We start from the raw sequence: 24,730 nt of genomic DNA on the forward strand, positions 1-24,730 counted from the left end.
CATGACGCGTCTGCCCAGTGCGTTCGCGGAGTTCGAGCCGTTCGCCGAGAAGTGGTGCCTGCCAACCGAAGCCGAGAGGTGGGCGACCCGGATGGCCACCCCCATGCCGGAGATCCGGAAGTTCTATGACGCGTTCACGCCACGATTCGAAGAAGCTATCGACTACTGCGACAAGTTCCCGCTCGACGATCTGCCCGAGGACGCGCTGAACCTGCTGCACCTCATCTACTCGATGATCATGGTGTCAATGGCCGTCGAGGTGTTCGGTACACAAAAACCCGCCGACTCCGCCGACGCGGTGATGAACCGCGTCAGCGCGCCGGTGCCATGACCAAGGAGACGACACCATGAGCCTGCTGACCATCAACAAGCTCACCGCATCGGTCGGCGCGGAGGTGACAGACGTCGACTCCGAGGCTCTGGCCCACGACGACGCGCTGGGCGCCGCCATTCTGGATGCGTTGGAGGGCAACGGCGTACTGGTGTTTCCCGGACTCGGGCTGACTCCGGAGGCGCAGGTCGCGTTCTGTGCGCGGCTGGGCGAGATCGACCACTCGTCGGACGGCCACCATCCGGTTGCCGGCATCTATCCGGTGACACTCGACAAGTCGAAGAACGCCTCGGCGGACTACCTGCGGGCCACCTTCGACTGGCACATCGACGGATGCACACCCACCAACGACGAGTGCCCGCAGAAGGCGACCGTGCTCTCGGCCAAGCAGGTGGCCGAGACCGGCGGCGAGACCGAGTTCGCGAACTCGTACGCGGCCTACGAAGCGTTCACCGACGAGGAGAAGCAGCGCTTCGGGGCGATGCGGGTGGTGCATTCGCTGGAGGCCTCGCAGCGCCGGGTCACTCCCAACCCGTCGCCCGAGCTGGTGGCCAGGTGGCGGTCCCGCCCGACCCACGAGCACCCGCTGGTGTGGACTCACCGCAGCGGGCGCAAGTCGCTGGTGTTGGGCGCGTCGGCGGACTACATCGTCGGTATGGACCTCGACGAGGGCCGGGCGCTTCTCGCCGAGCTCCTCGACCGTGCCACGCAGCCGCACCTGGTCTACAGCCACCGCTGGTCCGTCGGCGACACGGTGATCTGGGACAACAACGGGGTTCTGCACCGCGCCGCACCGTACGACCCGGACTCGCCACGCGAAATGCTGCGCACGACGGTGCTGGGTGACGAGCCCATCCAGTGAGCGATTTCGGTGCTCTACCGATCGCTGCTCGACTGCTAGAGCACCGAGTCGCCCCGGGGTCTCGTTGACGACGCCGTGCCACTATGGAAATCTGATACCCAGATATGAGAATCACGTTCTCGTTGCTTGAGATCGTCGAAACGGAGGGCGCATGACCGAGGACCTCACCGAGGACATGACCAAGGTCGACTTCTTCCGGGACGGGCGTCTGACCGACGACCCGTACCCGTTCTACGAGGCTCTGCGCAACAAGTGTCCGGTCGCCCGTGAGGACCACTACGGCGTGACGATGGTGACCGGCTGGCAGGAGGCCGTCGACGTCTACAACGACGCCGAGACGTTCTCGTCGTGCATCTCGGTGACCGGCCCGTTCCCGGGCTTTCCCGTTCCGCTCAAAGGGGACGACGTCACCGACCTGATCGTCGAACACCGCGACGAGATCCCGTTCAGCGACCAGCTGCCGACCCTCGACCCGCCGACGCACACCAACCACCGGGCCTTGCTGATGCGGCTGATCACGCCCAAGCGCCTCAAGGAGAACGAGGACGCGATGTGGCAGCTCGCCGACGACATCCTCGATGAGTTCCTCGCGCCGGGGCAGGGCGAGTTCATCAGCGGTTTCGCCGGGCCGTTCACCCTGCGGGTGATCGCCGATCTGCTCGGGGTGCCCGACGAGGACCGGCCTGAACTGCTCGAGCGGCTGGCCCGCGGCACGCACGGCGGCGGGCTGGGCAACGCCGAGAAGACTCTGACGAAGACGCCCCTGGAGTACCTCTACGAGGTGTTCGCCGAGTACGTCGAGGACCGTCGCCGCGAACCGCGTGACGATGTCCTGACGGGGTTGGCGACCGCGACGTTCCCGGACGGCACGGTGCCCGAAGTCGCCGACGTGGTCCGCGTCGCCACCAACGTGTTCTCCGCCGGCCAGGAGACGACGGTGCGGCTGCTCTCGACCGCGCTGAAGGTGCTCGGCGACCGACCCGATATTCAGCGCAAGCTGCGCGACGACCGCAGCCTGCTGCCGAACTTCATCGAGGAGTGCCTGCGCATCGAGAGTCCCGTCAAGGGCGACTTCCGGTTGTCGCGGGTGCCGACGACGGTGGGCGAGCAGGCCCTCGGCGCCGGATGCACCGTGATGGTGATCAACGGTGCCGCCAACCGCGATCCGCGCCGCTTCGAGGATCCGGACAACTTCGATCCCGAGCGCAAGAACGCCCGTCAGCACCTGGCGTTCGGCCGCGGCATCCACAGCTGCCCAGGCGCGCCGCTGGCCCGGGCCGAGACCCGGGTCGGGCTGGAGCGACTGCTGGACCGCACCACCGACATTCGGATCAGCGAAGCGCATCACGGCCCCGCGGGAGAGCGTCGCTACAACTACATCCCGACCTACATCCTGCGCGGGCTGACCGAATTGCATCTGGAGTTCGACGTGGTCTCGGGTGATGCCGGATGAAGGTCACCGTCGACGAGGATCGCTGCGCGGGCCACGGCATGTGCCTGACGCTGTGCCCCGAGGTGTTCGAGCTCAACGACGACGGTTGGGCGGTGGCGAACCCGGAGGAGGTTCCTGCCGAGCTGGAGTCCGCGGCGCGCGACGCGATCGCCAATTGCCCCGAACGCGCGATCCGCGAGATCGACTGACAAGCACGCCGGCGGGTGCCGGCGATCAACACGAAGGAGCTCGAATGGCGAAGGCGTACATCCTCATCACCGAGGACGTGAAGGATCCGGACGGTATGGCGGAGTACGGCAAGGTAGCCAGCCAGACGATGGCGAGCGCGAACCTGCTGGCGTTCGACCAGAAGGCCGAGGTGATCGAGGGCACCTGGCACGGTACGCAGACCGTGCTGCTCGAGTTCGAGTCCGAGGAAGCGGCCAAGGCGTGGTACTACTCCGATGAGTACCAGGCCGCGGCGAAGCTGCGTCAGAGCGCTGCTGACTGCAACGGCGTCATCCTGCACGGGCTGGGATAGTCGCGCGCCCAGACCGACGTTTTGGCGGGAAAACAGCGGAAAAAGCCGCCAAAACGTCGGTCTCGGCGAAGCTTTCAGGCGGACACCAGCGGGCCGGTGGGCTTTGTCGTCGTGGCGTGCACCAGCAGTTCGGCGAGTTCGCGCGGCCGCGACAGAAACGGCGAGTGCGACGTGTCGATGGTCAACTGTTCGACGCCGAGGCGACGCGTGACCGTGTCGGCCAGCCAGCGCGGCATCGACTGATCCTGGAGACAACGAATGAAACTGCGGGGGAGATCCGCCTCCCAGAACCGCGGCACGGACACCGGCGTCACCGTCGTATCGCCGAAGCGCTCGGGGCCCAGGCGCTCGAAGGCCCAGCGCGCGGTGGCCTCGTCGCAATCATGGTAGAAGTAACGCCACGCGCCGTCGAAGTCTGCGAACCACATCGCGCCGTCATCGTCGAACTTCAAGTAGCCCAACATCTCTCCGACGTCGGCGTCGAAGTCTTCGCCTAGTTCGTCGCCATCGTCGCGCATCGCCATCGCTTCGGGATAGGTGCGACCCTCACGGGGCAGCGCCGCCGCGAGGTAGGTGATGTGACTGACCAGATGCGGTGCGGCGTCGGCCGCCAGCGTCGCGTCGAAGCCGCCGCCGGAATGGCCGACCAGCACGCTCTTGACCGAACCGGCTGCCCGCAGCGCCGCCACGATCGCGTCGCGGCGGTTGGCCAGCGTCGAATCCTCATCGACCCGTGCGCCGTGTCCCGGCAGATCCACCGCGACCGCGTCATGGCCCATCGCCGTCAGCTCGTCGATCACCCGCTCCCAGCACCAGGCGGCGTGAAAGCCGCCGTGCACGAAGACGAACCGCATCAACTCAGGGCGCGCACCGGAACATGCGACCAACCCGCGACATTCTGCATCGCCACGCGCCGGCAGTCGTCCCACAGCACTTCGTAACGGGGGATCAGATCGAGCAGCCGCTCCAGCGCGATCGCCGTCTCCATCCGCGCCAACGCCGCGCCCAGGCAACTGTGGATGCCGTAGCCGAATCCCAGGTTCTGCGCCTCGGTGCGGTTGCGGTCGATGTCGAAGGTGTCGGCGTCGGTGAAGGCCTCGGGATCGCGGTGCGCCGAGGCCTGTAGGAGGAACACCGGTTTGCCCTCGGGGATCGTCACGCCGTGCAGCTCGACGTCACGCATCGAGCGTCGCACGTTGTAGTGCACCGGCGGCTCGTAGCGCAGCAGTTCCTCGACCGCGGCCGGGATCTTGTCGCGGTCGTCGAGGAGCTTCTGCCACTGGTCGGGGTGGCGGGCGAACGTCACGGCGGCGTTGCCGACCAACTTGGTGACTGTCTCCGCGCCGGCACCACCGAGAAGCGTTGCGAATCCTGCGATCTCGAAGTCGTCGAGCGACTCCTTCTCACCGTCCTCGCGGGTGATCTCGGCGGCGACCAGGCGGCTGAACATGTCGTCCTGCGGGTTGGCGCGCCGCTCTCCGATCAGCTGGAAGTACAGACCCATGGCTTCGCCGATGGCCTGCATACCCTCTTCGGACATGTCGACCTGGCCGGGCTCACGATGCAGCGATTTGTCCACCCATTCTCGGACCTGCTGCCGGTGTTCCTCTGGCACACCGAGCATCTGGGTGATGACTTCGACCGGGAAGAACGCGGAGAAGTCGCTGACGACGTCGAAGTGGGCGGGGTCGGCCTTGGCGATGTACCTGTCGATGGTCTCGGTCACCATCGGCCGCATCGCCTCGATCGCGCGCGGGGTGAACACCTTGTTCACCAGGCTGCGCATATGGCGATGTTCGGGCGGATCCATGAGGATGATCATCTTCGCCGGCATTGGTTCGTCGGAGCGGATGGTCGCCAGATCCAGCCCGTACGCCGAGGAGTAGGTCGCGAAATCCTTGTAGGCCGCGGATACGTCCTCGTGCCGCGACAACGCGTAGAAGTCGAGTTCCTCGTTGTAGTAGACCGGTGCTTCCTCGCGTAGCCGCGCGTAGATCTCCCACGGTCCGTCGAAGTACTCCTGCGAGAACGGGTCGAAGACGACTTTCGACGTCGTCATGCGTCTTCGATCGAGATCGCCTGGCGCGGGCACTGCCGCACGGCTTCTCGGACCTGCTGCTCGTTCTCCGGCGTCACTTCTTCCTGAAGGACGTGCAGGTAGTCCTGCTCATCCAGATCGAACACCTCGGGGATGATGCCCATGCACACCCCGTTGCTCTCACAGAGCCCAAAGTCGACAATGATCTTCTGAGTCATGCGCGATCCCGCTCCGCTTCTCGCTGGGTCACTTCAACACCTTCACCGGGACGTGGTGGTAGCCGGCCACATTCTGCATGTGCACACGTTCGAGACCGTCGAAGTTCACCTCGTAACGCGGCATGAAATCGAGTAGATGCTCCAGCGCGATAGTGCTTTCCAGCCGCGCCAACGCGGCGCCCAGGCAACTGTGGATGCCGTACCCGAGACCGAGGTGCGGCGCCTGGGTGCGGTCGCGGGTGATGTCGAACGTCTCGGCGTTGTCGTAGGCGCGGGGATCGCGGTTGGCCGCCGCCTTCATCAGGAACACAGGCTTGTGCGCCGGGATGGTGCCGCTGGGCACCTCGGCCTCTTTCAGCGTGTAGCGCACGTTGTACTGCACCGGGCCGACGTAGCGCAACAACTCTTCGACGGCGGCGGGGACGAGGCTGCGGTCGTCGAGCAGCAGCTGCCACTGTTCGGGGTGGCGCGCGAACTCCACCACCGCGCTGCCCACGAGCTTGGTGACGGTCTCGGCGCCTGCCCCGCCGAGCAGCGCGAGGAATCCGGTGATCTCCAGGTCATCGAGTTGGCGCATCTCGCCGTTCTCACCGGGAATCTCGGCGCGGATGAGGCGACCGATCATGTCGTCCTGCGGATTGCCCCGCCGTTCCTGAACGAGACCGTAGTAGTACATGCCCGAGTCGATGTTGGCCTGCATGTTCTCTTCGGACAACTCGAGCTGGCCCGGCTTGCGCTGGAGGCTGATGTCGATCCAGCGCCGGACCTGCTGGCGGAACTCCTCGGGCACCCCGGCCATCCGGGTGATCACCTCGACCGGGAACGGCCCCGAGAAGTCCTGCACGACATCGAAGTTGTCGGGATCGACCTTCGATAGGTACTGCTCGACGAGCTCGATGATGGTCTCGCGCTGCGACTGGATGGCCCGCGGTGTGAACGCCTTGTTGAGCAGGCTGCGCATGTGCCGGTGCTCGGGCGGGTCCATGAAGATGATCGACTTGTGCGGACCCTCCTCGGAGCGCACCATCGCCAGGTCGCAGCCGCGCGACGAGGAGAACGCCTCGTGGTCCTTGAGCGCCGCGGCCACGTCGGCGTGCCGCGTCAGCGCATAGAAGTCGCCGTCCTCGTCGTAGTAAATCGGCGCTTCGTCCCGCATCCGTCGGTAGATCTCGTACGGGTTGTCGAAGAACTCCTGCGACACCGGGTCGAACACGAGTTTGGGCTTGGTCATGGTCTCCTCTTTCGCGGCGGGCTGTCGACCGCTTCCGTTACGCGAGGGCGCAATAATGTAACGCATCTAGTATGCCTCACCGGATGCGTCCTGGTAAGGGGAATCGCCGCTGTTTATGGCCGGATCCCGGCATCGATGACCCCGTCGAGCAGGCCCAGGTCGCTGCCCAGTTCGCCCGCAATCTGGCGAACCACCGCGACGTCTTTACCGATGAACTCTCCGACGTCGGCGACGAAGCCCTGAACCGAGCCCCGCGCGGCGACGAACTCGCCGACCCGGCTGGCACCGCTGCCGTGGGTGAGCGACGTGAGCAGTTCTGCCTCGCCGACGCCGAGCCGGGCGCCGAGGTCGACAGCGGCGCGCAGCAGGCCGATCTGGGAGGCGAACAGGCTGTTGTTGACGAGCTTGACGGCCTGGCCCGCCCCGAGTTCACCGACGTGCAGGATCGGGTCGCCGTAGCCGGCCAACACCGGTCGGGCCTTGTCGACCGCGGCGTGGGTGCCGCCGAGGAACAGCGTCACCTCGCCGGCCGCGATGTTGTGCGGGCCGCCGCTGACCGGAGCGTCGACGACGTCGATGTCGGCGAACTCGGCCGCCAGCTTTCGGGCAGTGGCCGGGCTTCCTGTCGTGTGGATGATCAGCACACTGCCCGGCCGCATGCGCGCCGCCAGGCCGTCGTCCATGCACACCTGCTGGACCTGCTCGTCGGTGAACACGCAGACGACCACGACGTCGGCCCCGTCGGCGACATCCGCCGCACGGGTTACCGGCTGCGCGCCGATATCGCGTAGCTCGTCGCATTTCTCGTCGGTCCTGCCGAGCGCGCGCACCTCGTGACCGGCATCGACGAGACGGCGCACCATCGGCGTGCCCATCCGGCCCGCACCGACGAAGCCGACACGCGTCACCGCGGATGGTCCATGTTGCGCAACGCCGTATCGGCCACCGTGAATACGGACCCCTCCGGTACCGACGCGGTGGCCGCGATGCTGGCCGCATGCCGAACATCCTTCTGCAGCAATGCACCCGCGATCGGGGCCAGCCCTTCGACCGTGCCGCCGAATATCGCAATGCTGCCCAATGCCTTGCTGGTGGCCGAACCGCCGTTGAGCACCTCGGCCAGGCGCACACGCGGAATGCCCAGGGACTCACCGAGATCGAGTGTGCTCAGCGCGCTGCCGAGATTGGCGGTGAACAGCAGGTTGTTCAGGATTTTCGTGACCTGTCCGCTGCCCAGGGGGCCGAGATGCACGATTGGGTCGGCGTAGGTCGCGAACACGGGGCGGCAGCGTTCGACGACGTCCTCCTCGCCGCCGACCATCACCAGCAGCTTGCCCTCCTCAACGGCGGGCCCACCGCCGCTCACCGGTGCGTCGATGACCGAAACCCCTTGTTTGGCCGCGACTTCGGCGATCTCCTTACAGGTGTCGGGATGCACGGTGCTGTGAATGGCGATGACCGCTCCGGAAGCAAGGCCGGCGAGCACACCGGTCTCACCGTTGAGGACTTCTCGCACGTCATCGTCGCCGACCACGCACAGGCACACCAGATCACTGGCCGCGGCCAACTCCGCAGGCGTACTCGCGATTTTCGCAGCCGTGCCCGCGTACGGTTCGAGGCTGGCCGCCCGCCGTGCCCACAGCGTGGTCTCGAATCCGCCCTCGACGATCCTGCGGGCCATGGGGCCGCCCTGGCTGCCCAGTCCGATGAATCCGACGCGCATCAATCCGCCTCCACTTTCTGCTCAGCCTTCTCTTCGGCGCCGCGTCGAGCCGCGACGCATTGCTCGACGAATGACAAGACCCTGTCGTGGTAGTCCGCGGCTGCGAACGACAGCGACAGGTTGTGACCGGCGCCGGCCTGTTCGTTGAGTACGAAGCGGGGCGCGGCGGCGAACGCCGCGGCGATGTCGGCCAGCGACTCGGGGTCGGTACGCCACACCCGTTCGTGTTCGGCGACGGTGAACTGCACCGGCACCTCGACCCGGGCGGCCAGTGCCGGAAAGTCCTGCCGCGGCCAGTTTTTCGTCACGTCCGACTCGTACGGCGCGCCCGTTGACGAGTTCGTGATGCCGGAGAGCACCTCGGGTGGATATGCATCCGCGGGTTCCCACAAAAGTTCGCGCAGTCCGACCGGTCGCCGGGTGAGCGTCGTCGTCTTCAAGATCTCGGCCGCGGCGTCCGCGTACCGTAACCCGGTGCCGGCCAGGCCGAGTCCGAGCACCCGCGCCTGTGCGGCACGGGCGTCGGCGGCCATGCGCACGGCCAGTTCACAGCCCGCCGAGTGGCCGAGCAGGAACAGCCCTGCGCCGCGCGGGTTCTGGCCCAGGACCTTGTCGACGGCGCCATAGGCGAGTGCCACCCGCTGCTCGGGTTGGTGCATAGCGTCGGGATAAGGTGCCGAACTGCCGTAGCCGGGACGGTCCAGCGCCACGACCGTGATACCGCGGGCCGGGCCGGCGCGTAACAGCGACAGCTCGGGATGACCGGGGCAGTCGAAATACGCTGCGGTGCTTGCGCCCCCGTGGAAGGCAACGACGACGGCCGCCGGATTGTCGGCCTCGGCGACCAGGCCGGACATGGGTACGCCGTCGACGAGGACGACGCGGGGGCGGGGAGCCGCCCCGGCGGCGACATTGGGGCCGGGAGCCGCCCCGGCGGCGACATTGGGGCCGGGAGCCGCCCCGCTCACCCGTCGGTCCGCATCAGGATCGCCCCGCTGGGTGTGAGCCCGCCGCTGCTGACCACCGCGACCTTGGCGTCCTTCACTTGCCGCTCGCCCGCGTCGCCGCGAAGCTGGGTGACCGCTTCGTGGATCAGACCCATCCCGTGGGTACGGCCGTGCGACAGCTGGCCGCCGTGGGTGTTCAACGGAATCACCCCGTCGCGGGCGATGGCCTTGCCGCCGTCGAGGAAGTCCTTGGCCTCGCCGATACCGCAGAAGCCGAGCGCCTCCAGCCACGACAGGCAGTTGAACGAGAAGCCGTCATACAGCTCGGCCACATCGACATCCTTGGGCCGCAACGACGTCCGGGTCCACAAATGGGCGGCCTGGCCGAGCACCTGAGGCTCGTGTGTCAGCGTGCTCTGGTCCCAGTCGGTGCGTTCGACGATCTGCGTGCCGACCGCCTCGAACAGCACCGGCTTGTGCGGCATGTCTTCGGCGGCTTCCACGGCGGACACGATGACCGCGACGGCGCCGTCGCAGGGGACGTCGCAGTCGTACAGCCCGAACGGTGTCGTGATCATCCGCGCGTTGAGATAGTCGTCCATCGTCATGGGGTCGCGGTAGATGGCGGTCGGGTTCAGCGTCGCGTTCGCCCGCTGGTTGAGCGCGATCCAGCCGAGTGTCTCGCGCGTGGTGCCGTAGCGCTCGAAGTGGCGCTGGGCGTTGAGCGCCAGCGTGTGGGCGGCCGACATCGCACCGAAGGGCATCTGCCAGCTCGAGGTTCGCGCGCCGCCCGGCGGTGACGCCTTGCCCTCCTTCATCAGCTGCTGGAACGTCGCCTCCCACAATGTGCGAAAGCACAGCACATGGCGCGCCATACCCGTGGCCACCGCCATCATCGCCGCGATGACCGAGCCGCCGGGCCCGAATGTGTCCATGCCGCCGTTGATCCACACCGGGCGGAGACCGAGAGCGCCCTCGAGCGCGGCGACGCCACCTTCGCCCATGCCCGCGATGTCCAACCCGGGATACGTCGACAGACCGTCGATGTCGTCGAACGTCAGACCCGCATCGGCGACGGCGGCCTCGCACGCTTCGATGGTCAGCGACAGCGGCGGGACCATCAGTCGCCGACCCAGCCGCGACGCGCCGATTCCGGTGATCGCCGAATGTTCTTCGAACCGTTGGCGACTCAGCGGCTGCCTGACGTGACGGGAGAAGTCCTGTGGCGCGATCTCGTCCTCGGCGGCCGGGCCGCTCTGTCCGTCGCTGCCGGGTTTGAAGACGGGCAGCCACACATCGGCGAGCTGTTGGAACTGCACCTCGACGAGTTGACCGAGTTTCAGGTCGTCGGGGTCGCAGTCAACGATGTTGGTGGTCAGTCGAACTCGGGGATCCTCGACGATCGCCACCTGGGCCACGACATACGGCGGCGGCAGGTCCGGGAAGCCGAACCGGTGGTTGACGGTGAACGCCGACAGCGTGGCCTTGCCCGAGACGTCGCGAACGCCCATGTTGCGGCTCCGGCAATACCGGCACACCGGTTGGGGCGGATGGATCAGCGCCGTGCAGTCACGGCACTCCTGGATGCGCAGGACACCGTCGGCGCCGGCGGTCCAGAAGAACTCGTTGAGTACCGTCAGCTCGGGTAGTGGTCTGGTCACCGCACGAATCCCGAGATCGCCTCGTTGCCATCGGTTCTGGGCTCCGGCTCGGGCACCTCGTGTGCCTCCTGATGCACCGCGGTGTCGTCGGAGGGCCGGTGTTCACCCATGTAGATGATCGCGTGCACGGGGCAGTCCAACAGTGCGCGCATCACCGCGTCCCTGTCCTTCTCCGGTACCGTCCCGTCACCGATGAGGGAGGCGTAACCCCAGTCGTCCAGGGAGAAATACCCCGGGGCGTGCTTCGCGCAGATCCCGAAGCCGTCGCACAGCGTCCGATCGAGCCGGATTCGCAAGCCGTCGCTCATGATTGGGCCACCGCCTCCACTTCGTAAGGCCGCAGGGCGGCGAACGCGTCGGTCCGACAGGCCGTGCAGTCGTTGGCGAGGTGGCGGGCCACCACCTGGGGGAACTGTCGCAGCAGGCTCGCCGCGACGTTGGTGGCGCCGTCGAGGGTGCCGCACGCGCCACGGCCGCGAAGCACGACCGACCAACGTTCCAAGCGGGTGACGTCCTCCTGGGTGGCTACGCCGTCGCGTAGCGCCGACGTGACCGCAGCCATGGCGGCGGTGCCGTTGAAGCAGGATCCGCACTGGCCCGCGTTCTCCCGGTCGAAGTACGACATCACCGCGGCCGCGACGGCGACGGGACAGTCGTCGGTGAGGATCGAGACCGCCCCGCATCCCAGACCGCTGCCGAGTCGGCGAACCGATTCGTGGTCGAGCGTCGCATCGAGGATGTCGGTGTTGACCAGGCCGGCGAAGTAACCGCCCATCAAGACGCCGGTGACCGCATCGTTGGTCAGACCGTGCAGAGCCAGCAGATCGGCGAACGGTGCGCCGTGGGGGATTTCGTACAGCGCGGCCGGTCGACCGCCGCCGGTGATGGTCGCGAGGAAGGTTCCCGGTGACATCGGTGTGCCCACCGACCGGAACTTCTCGGCGCCGTGCTCGTGGATGTAGGGCAGGTTGGCCAGCGTCTCGACGTTGCTGACCATGGTCGGAACCCCGTCAACACCTTCCTCGAAGGGCCGCGGCGGCTTGTCGGTCGGCTTGGCGGGTCCGCCGTTGATACGCCGGACCGCGGCAGTCTCTTCACCGGCCACATATCCGGGTTCGACTGTGACGACGCTGATCTCGGTCGCGCCGAATGTCTCCGACGGCACTTCGCCCAGCGCGGCCGTGACCGCGTCCGCGGCGGGCCCGTCGGAGACGTAGACGTATGCCCGACGGGCGCCTGCGACGGCCGTCGCCAAGCGCAGACCGTCGAGCACGAGATGAGGACGGTTGCGCAGAAGCCAGCGGTCTTTGACCGACGCGGGTTCGCCTTCTTCGCCGTTGGCCACGACGACGGTCTCCGAGCCGCGCTGGTGGGCATTGTGCACGGTGCGCAGTTTGGTGCCGATGGGGAACGCGGCGCCGCCGCGGCCCAGCAGGCCCGACAGATCGACCTGCGTCAGCAGCGCATCGGCGTCGATCAGCGGCCGATATCCGCCCGCCCGGGTGTATTCGGCGTAGTTCTCCGTTCCCGCCTCCGAGGGGCGCAACAGGCGCGGCGCGCAATCCGGCCAGGCGGCAACGGCGAGTTCGGTGGCAGTAGAGGTCATGGCTGGTCCTTCCGGCCCGCGGATAGGCTGACGGACATGAGGACTGCGGTCGTGCGCGTCGGTGTCGACTCGGCGGGCGAACTCGGCCCGGCCCAACTCGACGACGGCCTTGTTCGCCTGAGGGATTCGGCGGCTGCGCACGGCATCGAGGTGGTGGCCAACAATCTGGCCGGGTTGCCGCCGAAACGCCGTGAAGTCGAGTTGCTGATCATCGGCGAGGATCCCGAGCAGCTCCGTCGGGTCGCGCTCGAACTGTGCGGCAACGCATTCGGCACCACTCCGGTGCCCGGCGTGGTGACGTTCATCAGCCGCGGCACCGACGACGATGCGCACGGTGTGCTGGCTGGGCTCGGGCTCTCCGGGGAGATCGAACGGGTACCCGGCGACGACGGATGGGACGTCGTGTACGTGACGTTGCGCAGAGCCGACCTCGACCGGGTGCCCGAGAGCCGGGTGCACACCGCGCTGGAGGCCTCGCTCAACTGCGAGGTCCACATCCGCACCACGTGAGCCGACGCCACGAGCGCGCGCTGGTGTACGCGACACGCCGAAGCGGGCGTACAAGGATGTGCGTCCCCTACCGATGTGGGGGCCCACGCGGTTGTGGTGGACTCGGCCATCAACTGTCCAGGAATTTCAGGATCGCGGGTGCCGCCTGCACCCACGTGTCGAACAGGCAGAAGTCCTTTCCGCCACTGGCCGCGAACTTCTCACCGGCCCGCTCCCAGGCATCCTCGGGCCAGGGCGGGTCGATCAGCGTCGAGCCCTTGATCAGGCAGCTGACCTCCAGCGACGTGCGCTTTGGATGGTCCCAGTCGTTCTCGCCGCCGCGGATGATCAAGGTCGGCACCGTGATGTTGTCGAACATCTCGTCTTCGACACCGGGAATCGTCTGACCGGGCTTGGGTACGAAGGCGTTGAGCCAGCGCAACATCACCTTCAGGAACTCGTCGACGTCGAGGGCTCTGAACCGCGCCTCGTTACGAGGATTCTCGGCGATGCGCTCCTTCCACTCGGCGACGTGCAGCACGCCGTCGATACCCGCACCGCGAGCGGCCAGGATGCTCGGCACCACGTAGTGTCCGCCCAGCACGAAGGACCCGTAGACGCCACCGACGATGTTCCACACCACCAGCTTTCGCACGATCTCCGGATACAGCATGGTGGTCAGCATCGAGTCGCGCGCGCCCCCCGATCCGCCGGCGATGATGCACTGCTCGATGCCGAGTCCGGTGATCAGCGCGTGCAGAGTTTCGGCGCGCATGTGAGATTCGCTCTTACCGTAGAACTGCACGTCGGATTTGCCGCAGTTCGGCCGATCCCACAGCAGCACGCGGTAACCGCCCGAGGCCAGCGCCTCCGCCAGTGGCCGTAGACCGGGAATGTCCTTGCTGAACCGGCCGCCGGGCGTCAGCGCGATGAAATCGCCTTCCTTGCCGAGGATCTCGTAGACGACGTCGCCGCCGTTGATCTTCATCGTCTTCTCGCCGGGCTTGAGATCGGGGCCGGCGGACTCCGTCGTGGTCATCGCGAGCCTCCGCGAACGTGCGCAAAGTGCTGATTTTCCGCGGCGAGTCGGGTGCAGACACGCACATCCCCAGCTGACGCGGGGGCCCACGCGGAAATGAAGGGACTCGTGATCATGCCTGTACCAAAACCTCGTTGCCGACCACCCGCACGGGGTAGGTCCGGATACTCCACTCGGGCTTGACCGCCGTGGTGCCGGTGGCCAGTTCGAAACCCCACTGGTGCCACGGGCAATAGATGTACTCCATATCGCGGACCATCACCGAGTCACCGGGGACGCTCTCGTCGACGATCGTGCGGCCGCGGGCGCGCCCGGAGCACAGCGGTCCGCCCTCATGCGGGCAGTAGTTCGCGATCGCGTAGAACGTGCCGTTGACGTTGTACACACCGACGCCGTGGCGTCCGATCGGCACCAATTTGTGCTTGCCGGGCGGGATCTCGTCGACCGTGGCGACGACGTGCTCACGCCCCTGGGCCAGCCGGGGCGTCTTCTCCTGTTCGCTCAACTCAGAACACCCGCACCTGGCCCTCGAGGGCCGGAACCGTGTCGGGAAGGTGATACGTCGCGATGCCGTTGCGGAACATCACCGCTTCGCGGGCGTGCTCGGGCAGGTGCTTGACCAGCCAGCGCGGATCGTCGAACGTCCAGTGCGGGTAGTCCGACGAGTAGAGCAGGATCTTCTCGCACTCCATCCACTCGAACGCTCGCGAGAGCTCCGTCTTGTCCTCGGGGTAGTCCAACGGCTGGGTGGTGAACTTGATGTGATCCTTGACGTATTCGGACGGTTTGCGCTTGATGTCCAACCACGACTTGCGGGCCTCGTAGATGGCGTCCATTCGCCACATCAGCGGCAGAATCCACGTGAAAGCGTGTTCCACCAACACGATTCGCAGCGTCGGGAACCGATCGAAGAGCCCGTCGAAAACCATGCTCATCACCTGGTTCGCGGCCAACAGCGAATAGGTGACCATGAAATCGTGGTTGTAGCTGGGGAATCCGACCGGCGGGATCGGCAACTCCTCGTGATGGCTGCGCGACAGGTGGCAGCTCACCGTGATGTCGTTGCGGGTCGCGGCCTCCCAGATCGGGTTGTACTTCGGATCACCCCACGCCGGGCGGGGTTCGGCCTTGATCAGGATCTGGCCCATGTAGGGGTGGCCGGCCCAGCGCTCGATCTCGCGAGCCGAATCCTCGGGCGCCTCGATCGCCACGCAGATCGATCCGCGCCACCGCTCGTGCCAGTTGTTCTTGCTGTCGAGCCAGTGATTGGCCTGCCAGTCGTTGAGCGCGACGCTCATCGCATGGTTGACCTCGGGGAACCGCGCCGGATAGGCGGCGGGCTCCAGGATCGCGATGTCGGCGCCCGCCTCCATGATCAGCTGCTTGAACGCCAGCTCGGGGTCACTGCCCGCGAAGTTGCCGTCCGACGGGAAGGTGTCGACCCGCATCGCGTACGCGTGGGCGTAGTCGGGTGCGTCGTAGTAGATCTGGTCGCCGATCCGCCGCGTCAGGAAGTACTTGCTGCGCCACGGCTCCGGGATGTACGGCGTCAGCTCACCCGCTCTCGGGGTTGGATGAACGTCGGAGTCGACGCAGCGCACCGCGACGCGCTCCGCGGCGGGCTTGCGCTCTGTCACTGTCACCGTCATCGTGGCTCCCTGCCTTTCAACTGCGTCCCACGCCCTATCACTGTGCGCCCACTGCGGCTCCGACGTCTATGCCGTAGAGCTCGGCGGCATTGCGCCAGCACAGTTTGTCGCGCTGCTCGTCGGAGTACGCCGAGGGCACCGTCAGGTCGTTGAGCTGCCAGTGCGGATAGCTCGACCCGTACATCACCATGTCGTCCTTGCCGGTGAAGCTCAACCATTCGCCGGCGTACTCCACATCGCCGGGCCCGTCCATCGCGCCCTGCACGAAGTAGGTGTGGCCGGGCAGGTAATCGCTGGGCATCCGCGGCGCCCACGGGGTCTGCTCCAGATGCGGGCGCCCGAAACAGTCCATCCGCCAGATGAACGGCGTCAAGAGGTCCGCCGCCCCATCGGCCCAGACGAATTTCAGCGTGGGCATCCTTTCGAATACCCCTTCGACGATGAGATTCATCAGGTGGTACAGGTAGTTCAGCGCCATGAAGCTGACGTAGTTCTCGTAGGTCCTGGGCACACCGGACGGCGTCGGCGCGTACTGGACGCCCGCTCCCACTTCGATGTGCACCGCGACGGGCAGGTTCGCCTCGTTGGCGGCCTCCCACAGCGGCCAGTACTGCGGCTTGCCGTACAGCTCGCGGGACTGCAGGGGCACGCCGATCTGCACGACGCGGGGATGGTCGGCGTATTTGGCGATCTCGCGCAGTGAACCGGTGACGTCGTCGGGGTTGATCCGGATGGTGCCGCGGAACCTCTCGGCGTACGGGTTGTCCTCGAGCCAGCGGCTGACCAGCATTTCGTTGTGCCCTGCCGCGATCGCGGTGCCCAGATGCCGGTCGGGCATGATGCCGCGGGTCATCGGGTGCAGGATCGCGACGTCGACGCCGCGCTCGTCGAACAGCTGGGCGCCGACGAAGTCGGGGTCTGAGCCCGGGTAGCGGCGCTCGCCCTCGGTGCCGGGCGCGTATTCGCCGCCGGGCGCGCCGTACCAGTCCATCTCGTAGTCGGGGAACCCGCGGCTCTTGAAGGGCTCGCGAAGGAAGCCGCGGAAGTCCTTGTTCGACTTGCTGAAGATGTGCACGCTGGCATCGATGACGGGAGTTCGCGTCCCGTCCGGGTTCTGCATCACCAAGGCTGTTCCTCCGATGTCATCCGGCCCGTCGGCAGGCGCGGAAGAGCGCTGCGCGAGCGCCGAACACCTCCCAGTGTAAAGCGTTGTTCTTCAATCGCAAGAATCCAGTTCTCTACAAAACGCTTACTTTTGCGCAGGTCAGGGTGTCTGCTGGTCAACTGCATGACACGCGGCATGTGAAACGTGGTAGTCACATCGGGAGAACGGTTACGCCTCGATTGGAGAATGTTATTCTCGCAGCGACGCGTTGCCCATCTTCGAGGCCTCGGGAGGCTTGGTGCTACTGGAGTTCGACGCCGATCAGCGGCTCTGGCAGGAGACCGTGCGCGACGCGGTGACCAAGCAGTGCCCGGCCTCGCTGATCCGCGGTATCGCCGAGAACGGGGTTGACCCGTCGCCGCTGTGGAAGACCTACGTCGACGCCGGCTGGACCGAGCTGGCCGACGCCGAGAACGCGGTGGAACTCGCCATCGTGCTCGAGGAGTTGGGTCGCGCCACCGATCCCACGCCGTTTCTGGCGACGCTGACGCAATTCGCGCCGTTGGTCGGCGACCGTTTCGACGCCCAGCGGGCCGGCACGGCCGTGTACGACGGTGTGGCCGCCTACCGGGTGGCCGAGGGGTGGGTGCTCGACGGCACCGCTCACCACGTGCTCGACGGTGACCGCGCCGAACGCTTCGCCGTCGTGACCGACGCAGGTGTCTTCGTCGTCGACGCGGATCAGGTCACGTCGAGGCGCAGTCCCGTCTTCGACCCGGTGCTGCATGTCGCCGAGGTGTCGTTCGCCGACGTACGCGTGCCGGACACGGCGCGGGTGCCCGCGGACGCCGAACGGGCCCGCCACGTCGCGCTGACCGGTATGGCGATCACCACGGTCGGTGCCTGCCAACGCATCCTGGACCTGGTGCTGGAGCACGTCAAACAGCGCCAGCAGTTCGGCGTCGCGATCGGTTCCTTCCAGGCGGTGCAGCACAAGGCCGTCGACATGCACGTTGCCATCGAACGCGCCAGGGCCCTGGCCTATTTCGCCGCGCTGACCATCGCCGAAGACGATTCGCGACGACGTCTGGCCGCCGCCATGGCCAAGGCGTCGGCGGGGGAGGCGCAGGCGGTGGTGTTCCGGCACGGGCTGCAGCTGTTCGGCGCCATGGGATTCACGTGGGAGAACGACCTTCAATTCGCGCTGAAGCGGGCGAAAGCCGGCGAGCTTCTGCTCGGTGGCGCCGCCGAGCATCGCGCGGTGATCGCGGCGGAGTACAGGACCAACTGATGCAGCTGACTTTCGATTCCGAGGTCGAGCAGTTCCGCGCGGAGTTCGCGGCGTTTCTCGACGAGCATCTGCCGCCCGAGTCGCAGACCCTGGAGCGGCCGAAGTCGGTGTCGCACATGCCGCAGTGGGCCCGCGACTGGCAGCGCCTGCTGTTCGACAACGGCTGGCTTCTTCCTGCGCAACCGCCCGAGTTCGGTGGCCGCAATGCGACCGTGGTGCAGCAGTTCGTCCACCTCGACGAGCTCTGCCGGCGGCGGATCTACCACAGCTTCAATCCCCAGGGCGTCAACATCGTTGCCGCATCGCTGATCACGTTCGGCTCCGATGAGCAGAAGCACCGCTGGGCGGTGCCGGTGCTGAAGGCCGAGATGACCGCGTCGCTGGGCATGAGTGAGCCCAGCGCTGGTTCGGATTTGGCGTCGCTGCGCACCCGAGCGGTCGCCGACGGCGACCATTTCGTCGTCAACGGTCAGAAGGTCTGGACGTCGGGGGCGCACGACGCCGACTTCCTGTTGACGTTCGTTCGCACCGATCCCGACGCGCCCAAGCACAAGGGCATCAGCGCGCTGATCATTCCGACCGACACACCCGGTGTCGTGTGTCGTCCGTTCGCCGACATGACCGGTGAGGACAACCTCGACTTCAACGAGGTGTTCTTCACCGACGCGCGCGTACCCGCCGAGAACCTCGTCGGCCCGCTCAACGGCGGCTGGGGCGTCGCGAACGGCTCGCTCGGCCATGAGCGCACGATGATGTGGCTGGGCTTCGCCGACCGCATCGACAACATGATCGCCGACTTCCGGCCCCGTACCGAACTCGAACGTGACCAATACGCAACGACGATCATGGATTATCAGGCGTTGCGGGCGATGGGCTCGGCGGCGTTGGCGCGGGCCGCGCGCGGAGAGATGGACACCGCCTCGGTGTCGGTGCTCAAACTGTTCGGATCCGAAGCCGAACGTCAGGCCATGGAGAACGCGTTGGCCGCCGCCGGCGCCGACGGGTTGATCCACCCGTCGACCTCGGGACCGTACGAGCACATGAATCTCGATCACTACTTCGCGAGCTGGTTCGAGCGTTATGCGCGCAGCTTCGGCGGCACCATCGCCGGTGGCACGTCGGAGATCCAACGCAACATCATCGCCACGCAGGTCCTCGGGCTGCCGCGGCGCTGACATGGACGCCTGGATCGTCGACGCGGTACGCACACCGAGGGGTCGTGGCCGGGCAGACGGCGCCCTGCACGGGATCCACCCGCAGGCGCTGTTCGCCCAGTGCCTGCAAGCATCATGTGCCAGAACGGGTTTCGATCCAGTCGATGTCGACGACGTGGTCGCAGGCAACGGGATCCTCGCCGGCGAGCACGGCGACGACATCGCGCGTCTTTCCGTCCTGCTCGCCGGCTGGCCCGAGACCGTGCCGGGCATGACGCTCAACCGGTTCTGCGGTTCGGGGCAGCAGGCGATCACGGTCGCGGCGACCGGCGTGGCGGCCGGGGCGCAGGATCTGGTGGTCGCCGGCGGTGTCGAGTCGATGTCGCGGTGGAAGGCCAGCGTCGGGGTGCCGACGATAGACGGCGACAACCCCGCGTTCCGTCAACTGCATCCCACGGTGCCGCAGGGTATTTCGGCGGACCTGATCGCCTCGCTGGAGAAGTTCGGTCGCGAGGACGTCGACGCGTACGCCGTGGAGAGCCAACGGCGCGCCGCCGACGCGATCGCCGAGGGCCGCTTCGATCGTTCGGTCATCGCGGTGACCGATGGCGCCGGTGACGGCGCCCTCGATCATGACGAACACCCCCGGCCCGGCACGACTTCCGAGAAGCTGGCCAAGTTGCCGCCGGCGTTCGAGAAGATGGGCTCGGCGCGCGTCGAGGGTGAATCCGCCACATTCGACGAGATCTGCCTCGCCCGGTATCCGCAGTTGACCGCCGTCGACCACGTCCACCATGCGGGCAACTCGTCGGGCGTCGTCGACGGCGCCGCCGCGGCCGTTGTCGCGTCGCGGCGATGGCTCGACGTCAACGGCGTTGCCGCGCGGGCGAAGATCCGGTGCACCGCGGCGATCGGCAGCGAGCCGGTCATCATGCTCACCGCGCCGGGACCCGCCGCGCAGCGGTGCCTGGACAAGGCCGGGATGGCCGTGGCCGACATCGATCTGTGGGAGATCAACGAGGCGTTCGCGGCCGTGCCCTTGAAGACCATCCGCGACCTCGGGCTCGATCCGGACCGGGTCAACGTCAACGGCGGGGCGATCGCGCTCGGCCACCCGATCGGGGCGACGGGTGCCATGCTCATCGGCACGGTGCTCGACGAGCTCGAACGCCGCGACCTGGCCACCGGCCTGGTCACGATGTGTACCGGTGGAGGAATGGGCACCGCCACCATCATCGAGCGGGTCTGACATGACCGAGACGTTGGTCGTCGACCGGGACCGCGCGGGCGTCGTTGTCCTGCAACTGAACCGGCCCAAGCAGCTCAACGCGATCAACGAGGTCATGCGCGACGAACTGTCGCACACCTTCGCCGAGATCGGCGCCGACACCTCGGTCAACGTCGTCGTGCTGACCGGTGCCGGGCGTGGGTTCTGCGCCGGGATCGACGTGCGCAACTTCGGGTCGCCCATGAAGGCGTCGGCCCCGGCGATCGAACGGATGCGGTTCCAGGAGGCGATGGCGGCGCTGCCGCAGGCGATCCGGGCGCTGCCGCAGCCGGTCGTCGCCGCCGTGAACGGACCGTGCGTCGGCGCCGGGCTCGCGCTGTGCCTGGCTTCTGACATCCGGATCTGTTCGACGGCAGCGACTTTCGGTAACGCCGCAATCCTGCTGGGCCTCTCGGGCGCCGAGATGGGCATGAGCTATCACCTGCCCAGGATCGTGGGCACCAGCGTCGCAGCGGACTGGATGTTGACCGGCCGCACGGTCAGCGCCGAGGAGGCCGACCGCCGCGGGCTGGTCAGCGAGGTCGTCGCACCGGAGCGGTTGACCGAGCGCGCCCGGGAGATCGCGGCGTCCATCGCCGACCTCTCCCCGCTGGGTGTGCAACTGACGAAGCGGGCGTTGCAGACCAACACCGACGCTTCCGGTCTCGAGGCCGCGATGGAGCTGGAGAACCGCAATCAGGTGCTCAGCCACGCCACCGAGGAAGCCGCGCAACGCCGGCGGAAGTGGTCGGATAGCTGAAAAGCGGACGGAAGGACGAACAGTGGCCTGGGATTTCTCGACCGACCCCGAGTGGGCCGAACAGCTGGCGTGGGTGGAGCAGTTCGTCCGCAGCGAATGCGAACCCATCGATCTGATCGTCAAGGAGTCGCACGATCTCAACGATCCGGTGCGACAGGCGCTGATTCCGCCGCTGCAGCAGATCGTCAAGGAACGCGGGCTGTGGGCCACCCATCTGGGCGCGCACCTCGGCGGCCCTGGCTACGGCCAGGTCAAGCTGGCACTGCTCAACGAGATCCTCGGCCGGTCCGAATGTGCACCGATCGTGTTCGGTTCGCAGGCACCGGATTCCGGTAACAGCGAGATCCTCGCCCACTACGGCACACCCGAACTCAAACAGCGGTATCTGGAACCGCTGCTGGACAACCGGATCGTGTCGTGCTTCTCGATGACCGAACCCCACGGCGGCGCCGATCCGAAGGTGTTCACCACCACCGCCACCCGCGACGGCGACCACTGGGTGATCAACGGCGAGAAGTGGTACTCGTCGTTCGCGTCGATGGCGTCGTTCATCATCGTGATGGCGATGACCGACCCCGACGCGCCGCCGTATCAGCGTTACTCGATGTTCGTCGTACCCGGTGACACGCCCGGCATCAACGTGCTGCGCGACGTCGGCCTGGGCTACCAACCCCTCGGCGGCGGTGGACGGGAGGGATACGTCCGCTACGAGAACGTCCGCGTACCCGACGATCACATGCTCGGTCCCCGTGGCGGAGCCTTCGTGGTGGCCCAGACCAGGCTCGGCGGCGGGCGGATTCACCACGCCATGCGGACCGTCGGTCTGGTGCGGCGGATCTTCGACATGCTCACCGAACGCGCGGTCTCGCGCCACACCCAGGGTTCGATGTTGGCCGACAAACAGATGGTTCAGGAGATGATCGCGGACTCCTGGATGGAGATCGAGGCGTTCCGGCTGATGACCTTGCAGACCGCCTGGAAGATCGACCAGTACAACGACTACAAGGCGGTGCGCGCGGACATCTCGGCGGTCAAGGCGATGATGCAGAAAGTGCTGCACGACGTTTCGGCGCGGGCGCTGCAGCTGCACGGGTCGCTCGGCACCTCCCACGAGATGCCGTTCGTGCAGTACCTGACGGAGTCGTTCGTGCTCGGGCTGGCCGACGGCCCGACCGAGGTGCACAAGGTGACGCTGGCGCGGCTGCTGCTCAAGGACGTCGAGCCGGCGCCGGACGTGTTCCCCTCCGAACACCTGCTGCGGCTACGCGAAGCCGCCGAAGCCAAATTCGCCGACAAACTCGCGGGCATTCCGCGAGGCTGACGCCAGGAGGTCCCACAGTGTCGTGTGACGGCAAAATCGCGCTGGTGACCGGCTGCAGCCGGGGGCTCGGCAAGGCCATCGCGCAGCGACTGGCGCGCGAGGGCGCGACCGTCGCGCTGACCGCGCGCACGCTCGAACCGGACCCGAAATACCAAGGCTCGCTGCGACAAACCCTCGAGGAGATCGAAGCCGCCGGCGGATCGGCCATCGCGGTGGCTGCGGATCTGTCCGACAGCGAGCAGCGCACCCGGTTGTTCTCCGAGGTGGTCGACAGGATCGGCGCGCCCGACATCTTGGTCAACAATGCCGCCGTCACGTTCCTGCGGCCCCTCGACGAGTTCCCCGAGCGACGGGTCCGGCTGATGGTGGAGATGCACGTCATGGCGCCACTGCATCTCACCCAGATGGCGATCCCGGCGATGCGCGAACGCGGGCGCGGCTGGGTGCTGAACGTGACGTCGGTCGGCGGGGATCTACCCGAGGGTCCGCCCTTTTCGGAGTTCGACCGCACCGCCGGTTTCGGTGTGTACGGCACGGTCAAGGCGGCGCTGAACCGGCTGACGAAAAGCCTTGCGGCCGAACTGTACGACGACGGTATCGCCGTCAACGCCGCCGCTCCCACCAATCCGGTCGCCACCGAGGGCGCCGGCGCGCTCGACCTGGCCAAGAGCGACACCGAAGACATCTCGCTGATCACCGAGACCGCGTTCCGTTTGTGCACCGGCGATCCGAAGACGTTGACCGGTCGCATCGCGCACACGCAGTCGTTCCTGCGTGAGACGGACCGGTCGTGATGCGCGGGTGTCCAGTCGCGACGCGCGAGTGTGCAGCAGTGACGCGCGAGTGTGGGATTGTGTCACGCCATCCGGCGGTTCGATGTGACGGTAACCCACGTTCGGCGCAACAGGGAGGGGGCGGCGAGTGAGGGTTCAGCCCGCCGCGTACCTGCGGACCACGCTGCCGCTGGACCTGTCGGTGCTCGACGACCTCGACAGCGGGCGCTACCACTCGATCTGGATGCCCGATCACATGGTCAGCTTCTGGCCCGACTCGATCTGGACGCCCGAGTTCACCGACCTGGCAACGGTTTCGCCGTCACCGCACCGCCACCTCGACGGTATGGCGGTCGCGGCGGCCGCCGCGGTGCTGACGACGAACGTGCCGCTGGTGACCAGTGTCGTCGACACCGTGCGCCGGCACCCATCGACGTTGGCGCAGAGCGCGCTGACGATCGACCACCTGGCCAAGGGGCGCTTCGTCCTCGGCCTGGGCAGCGGGGAGACCGAGAACACCGTGCCGTACGGCTTCGACTTCACGACGCCGGTCAGCCGCTTCGAAGAGGCACTTCAGGTGATCCGGCTGTTGTGGGACAGCGACGGCCCGGTCGATTTCGACGGCCGGTTCTATCGGCTGCACCACGCCCGCCTCGACACCGAACCCTACGAGGGCCGCTTCCCGTCGATCTGGATCGGCGGCAGCGGTCCGCGCACGCTGGACATCGTGGGCCGCTACGCCGACGGATGGTGGCCGACCGGTGCGTGGTCGCCGGACGACTATGCCGAAAAGCTCGCAGCCGTCCGGCTTTCCGCGGAGAGGGCCGGACGCGACCCCTCTGCGATCACGCCGTGCTTCATCCAGGTGTGTCTGGTGGGCCGCGACGACGCCGCGCTGGCCGAGATCCTCGAGGCGCCCCTGGTGAAGTCGTTCCTGCTGCAGGTGTCGGCGGAGGTTCTACGCAAGGTGGGCTTCGAACATCCGATGGGGGAGAACTGGCGCGGATACCAGGACATCGACCCGGCGGTGCTCACCCGCGAGCGGATCGTCGACTTCCTGGATCGGGTCGAACCGGAGATGATCCTGGCGATGGTCCCGCACGGTACGCCCAAACAACTCGCCCGCGTCATCAAGGACTACGTCGACGCCGGACTGCGGGTGCCCAAGATTATGGATTACGGCGCCATGGCCGGCCTGCGGTACACCGCCCAGTCGGCGCAGAACGTGCGGGAAGTCGAAGACGAACTGATGACACTGTGTGGGGACATCCGGTGACCGCGCGGTTGGTGGC

27 protein-coding genes are annotated in these 24,730 nt (G+C 66.9%); 13 read left to right on the top strand and 14 right to left on the bottom strand.

Annotation, left to right across the window (positions count from 1 at the left end):
- Position 1: 1 nt before the first annotated feature.
- The 5 genes from AU072_RS15610 (at position 2) to AU072_RS15630 (ending at position 3,166) form a co-directional block, all read left to right on the top strand.
- Entirely contained in the window at positions 2–331 is a 330-nt protein-coding gene (locus tag AU072_RS15610) for a hypothetical protein (RefSeq protein WP_064350467.1), read from the top strand.
- Between the two features lie 16 nt (positions 332–347).
- Positions 348–1,193 (top strand): TauD/TfdA dioxygenase family protein, encoded by an 846-nt coding sequence (locus tag AU072_RS15615; protein WP_064414624.1) that lies wholly within the window; start codon positions 348–350, stop codon positions 1,191–1,193.
- A 151-nt stretch (positions 1,194–1,344) separates the two neighbouring features.
- Positions 1,345–2,646, top strand: a complete 1,302-nt coding sequence (locus AU072_RS15620; protein ID WP_064414625.1) for a cytochrome P450 — start codon at positions 1,345–1,347, stop codon at positions 2,644–2,646.
- Positions 2,643–2,834: a ferredoxin gene (locus AU072_RS15625; protein ID WP_064350274.1), complete on the top strand. Its 192-nt coding sequence runs from the start codon at positions 2,643–2,645 to the stop codon at positions 2,832–2,834. The genes AU072_RS15620 and AU072_RS15625 overlap by 4 nt, the downstream gene beginning before the upstream one ends.
- A 44-nt stretch (positions 2,835–2,878) precedes the next feature.
- The gene (locus tag AU072_RS15630; protein WP_064350275.1) at positions 2,879–3,166 is read left to right on the top strand and encodes a DUF1330 domain-containing protein; all 288 of its coding nucleotides are present in this window, start codon (positions 2,879–2,881) and stop codon (positions 3,164–3,166) included.
- A 74-nt stretch (positions 3,167–3,240) separates the two neighbouring features.
- Here AU072_RS15630 and AU072_RS15635 read toward each other — a convergent pair whose 3' ends face one another.
- The 10 genes from AU072_RS15635 to AU072_RS15680 all read right to left on the bottom strand — a co-directional run bounded on the left by AU072_RS15635 (position 3,241) and on the right by AU072_RS15680 (position 12,590).
- Positions 3,241–4,020: an alpha/beta fold hydrolase gene (locus AU072_RS15635; RefSeq protein WP_064414626.1), complete on the bottom strand. Its 780-nt coding sequence runs from the start codon at positions 4,018–4,020 to the stop codon at positions 3,241–3,243.
- Positions 4,020–5,225, bottom strand: coding sequence for a cytochrome P450 (locus tag AU072_RS15640; protein ID WP_064414627.1), 1,206 nt, complete (start codon positions 5,223–5,225; stop codon positions 4,020–4,022). The genes AU072_RS15635 and AU072_RS15640 overlap by 1 nt, the downstream gene beginning before the upstream one ends.
- Entirely contained in the window at positions 5,222–5,422 is a 201-nt protein-coding gene (locus AU072_RS15645; RefSeq protein WP_064350278.1) for a ferredoxin, read from the bottom strand. The genes AU072_RS15640 and AU072_RS15645 overlap by 4 nt, the downstream gene beginning before the upstream one ends.
- Before the next feature lie 28 nt (positions 5,423–5,450).
- On the bottom strand, positions 5,451–6,653 hold the full coding sequence (locus AU072_RS15650; RefSeq protein ID WP_064414628.1) for a cytochrome P450: 1,203 nt from the start codon (positions 6,651–6,653) through the stop codon (positions 5,451–5,453).
- Between the two features lie 113 nt (positions 6,654–6,766).
- Entirely contained in the window at positions 6,767–7,561 is a 795-nt protein-coding gene (locus tag AU072_RS15655; protein WP_064414629.1) for an NAD(P)-dependent oxidoreductase, read from the bottom strand.
- Positions 7,558–8,376, bottom strand: coding sequence for an NAD(P)-dependent oxidoreductase (locus AU072_RS15660; RefSeq protein WP_064414630.1), 819 nt, complete (start codon positions 8,374–8,376; stop codon positions 7,558–7,560). The genes AU072_RS15655 and AU072_RS15660 overlap by 4 nt, the downstream gene beginning before the upstream one ends.
- Complete coding sequence (locus AU072_RS15665; protein WP_064414631.1) at positions 8,376–9,233, bottom strand: alpha/beta hydrolase; 858 nt, start codon at positions 9,231–9,233, stop codon at positions 8,376–8,378. Before AU072_RS15665 ends, AU072_RS15660 begins: the two co-directional genes overlap by 1 nt.
- A gap of 107 nt (positions 9,234–9,340) precedes the next feature.
- Entirely contained in the window at positions 9,341–10,984 is a 1,644-nt protein-coding gene (locus AU072_RS15670) for a thiolase C-terminal domain-containing protein (protein WP_064414632.1), read from the bottom strand.
- The gene (locus AU072_RS15675) at positions 10,981–11,280 is read right to left on the bottom strand and encodes a ferredoxin (RefSeq protein WP_235629939.1); all 300 of its coding nucleotides are present in this window, start codon (positions 11,278–11,280) and stop codon (positions 10,981–10,983) included. Before AU072_RS15675 ends, AU072_RS15670 begins: the two co-directional genes overlap by 4 nt.
- A gap of 8 nt (positions 11,281–11,288) precedes the next feature.
- A complete protein-coding gene (locus AU072_RS15680) occupies positions 11,289–12,590 on the bottom strand; it encodes an NADH-ubiquinone oxidoreductase-F iron-sulfur binding region domain-containing protein (RefSeq protein ID WP_064414634.1) in 1,302 nt (433 codons plus the stop codon).
- A gap of 36 nt (positions 12,591–12,626) precedes the next feature.
- Here AU072_RS15680 and AU072_RS15685 point away from each other — a divergent pair, with 36 nt between their 5' ends.
- A complete protein-coding gene (locus AU072_RS15685) occupies positions 12,627–13,100 on the top strand; it encodes a hypothetical protein (RefSeq protein ID WP_064414635.1) in 474 nt (157 codons plus the stop codon).
- 109 nt (positions 13,101–13,209) lie between these two features.
- Here the strand turns inward: AU072_RS15685 and AU072_RS15690 are convergent, their stop codons facing one another.
- From AU072_RS15690 to AU072_RS15705, 4 genes are all read right to left on the bottom strand, one after another.
- Entirely contained in the window at positions 13,210–14,118 is a 909-nt protein-coding gene (locus tag AU072_RS15690) for an alpha/beta fold hydrolase (protein WP_064414636.1), read from the bottom strand.
- Positions 14,119–14,230: 112 nt separating this feature from the next.
- Positions 14,231–14,623 (bottom strand): Rieske (2Fe-2S) protein, encoded by a 393-nt coding sequence (locus AU072_RS15695; protein WP_064350287.1) that lies wholly within the window; start codon positions 14,621–14,623, stop codon positions 14,231–14,233.
- A gap of 1 nt (position 14,624) precedes the next feature.
- Complete coding sequence (locus AU072_RS15700; RefSeq protein ID WP_064414637.1) at positions 14,625–15,767, bottom strand: amidohydrolase family protein; 1,143 nt, start codon at positions 15,765–15,767, stop codon at positions 14,625–14,627.
- 37 nt (positions 15,768–15,804) lie between these two features.
- Positions 15,805–16,887: an amidohydrolase family protein gene (locus AU072_RS15705; protein WP_174523799.1), complete on the bottom strand. Its 1,083-nt coding sequence runs from the start codon at positions 16,885–16,887 to the stop codon at positions 15,805–15,807.
- Between the two features lie 283 nt (positions 16,888–17,170).
- On the opposite strand from AU072_RS15705, the gene AU072_RS15710 reads away from it, so the two are divergent.
- The 7 genes from AU072_RS15710 to AU072_RS15740 all read left to right on the top strand — a co-directional run bounded on the left by AU072_RS15710 (position 17,171) and on the right by AU072_RS15740 (position 24,714).
- The gene (locus AU072_RS15710; RefSeq protein ID WP_064414657.1) at positions 17,171–18,163 is read left to right on the top strand and encodes an acyl-CoA dehydrogenase family protein; all 993 of its coding nucleotides are present in this window, start codon (positions 17,171–17,173) and stop codon (positions 18,161–18,163) included.
- Positions 18,163–19,338: an acyl-CoA dehydrogenase family protein gene (locus tag AU072_RS15715; RefSeq protein WP_064414639.1), complete on the top strand. Its 1,176-nt coding sequence runs from the start codon at positions 18,163–18,165 to the stop codon at positions 19,336–19,338. The genes AU072_RS15710 and AU072_RS15715 overlap by 1 nt, the downstream gene beginning before the upstream one ends.
- A gap of 1 nt (position 19,339) precedes the next feature.
- Positions 19,340–20,566: an acetyl-CoA C-acetyltransferase gene (locus tag AU072_RS15720; RefSeq protein ID WP_082680967.1), complete on the top strand. Its 1,227-nt coding sequence runs from the start codon at positions 19,340–19,342 to the stop codon at positions 20,564–20,566.
- Position 20,567: 1 nt separating this feature from the next.
- The gene (locus AU072_RS15725; protein WP_064414640.1) at positions 20,568–21,344 is read left to right on the top strand and encodes an enoyl-CoA hydratase/isomerase family protein; all 777 of its coding nucleotides are present in this window, start codon (positions 20,568–20,570) and stop codon (positions 21,342–21,344) included.
- 22 nt (positions 21,345–21,366) lie between these two features.
- Positions 21,367–22,665, top strand: coding sequence for an acyl-CoA dehydrogenase family protein (locus tag AU072_RS15730; protein ID WP_064414641.1), 1,299 nt, complete (start codon positions 21,367–21,369; stop codon positions 22,663–22,665).
- A gap of 17 nt (positions 22,666–22,682) precedes the next feature.
- The gene (locus AU072_RS15735) at positions 22,683–23,459 is read left to right on the top strand and encodes an SDR family NAD(P)-dependent oxidoreductase (protein ID WP_064414642.1); all 777 of its coding nucleotides are present in this window, start codon (positions 22,683–22,685) and stop codon (positions 23,457–23,459) included.
- A gap of 127 nt (positions 23,460–23,586) precedes the next feature.
- Entirely contained in the window at positions 23,587–24,714 is a 1,128-nt protein-coding gene (locus tag AU072_RS15740; RefSeq protein ID WP_064414643.1) for an LLM class flavin-dependent oxidoreductase, read from the top strand.
- Positions 24,715–24,730: the final 16 nt, after the last annotated feature.

Source organism: Mycolicibacterium novocastrense (assembly GCF_001499835.1).
Taxonomy (GTDB): domain Bacteria; phylum Actinomycetota; class Actinomycetes; order Mycobacteriales; family Mycobacteriaceae; genus Mycobacterium; species Mycobacterium novocastrense.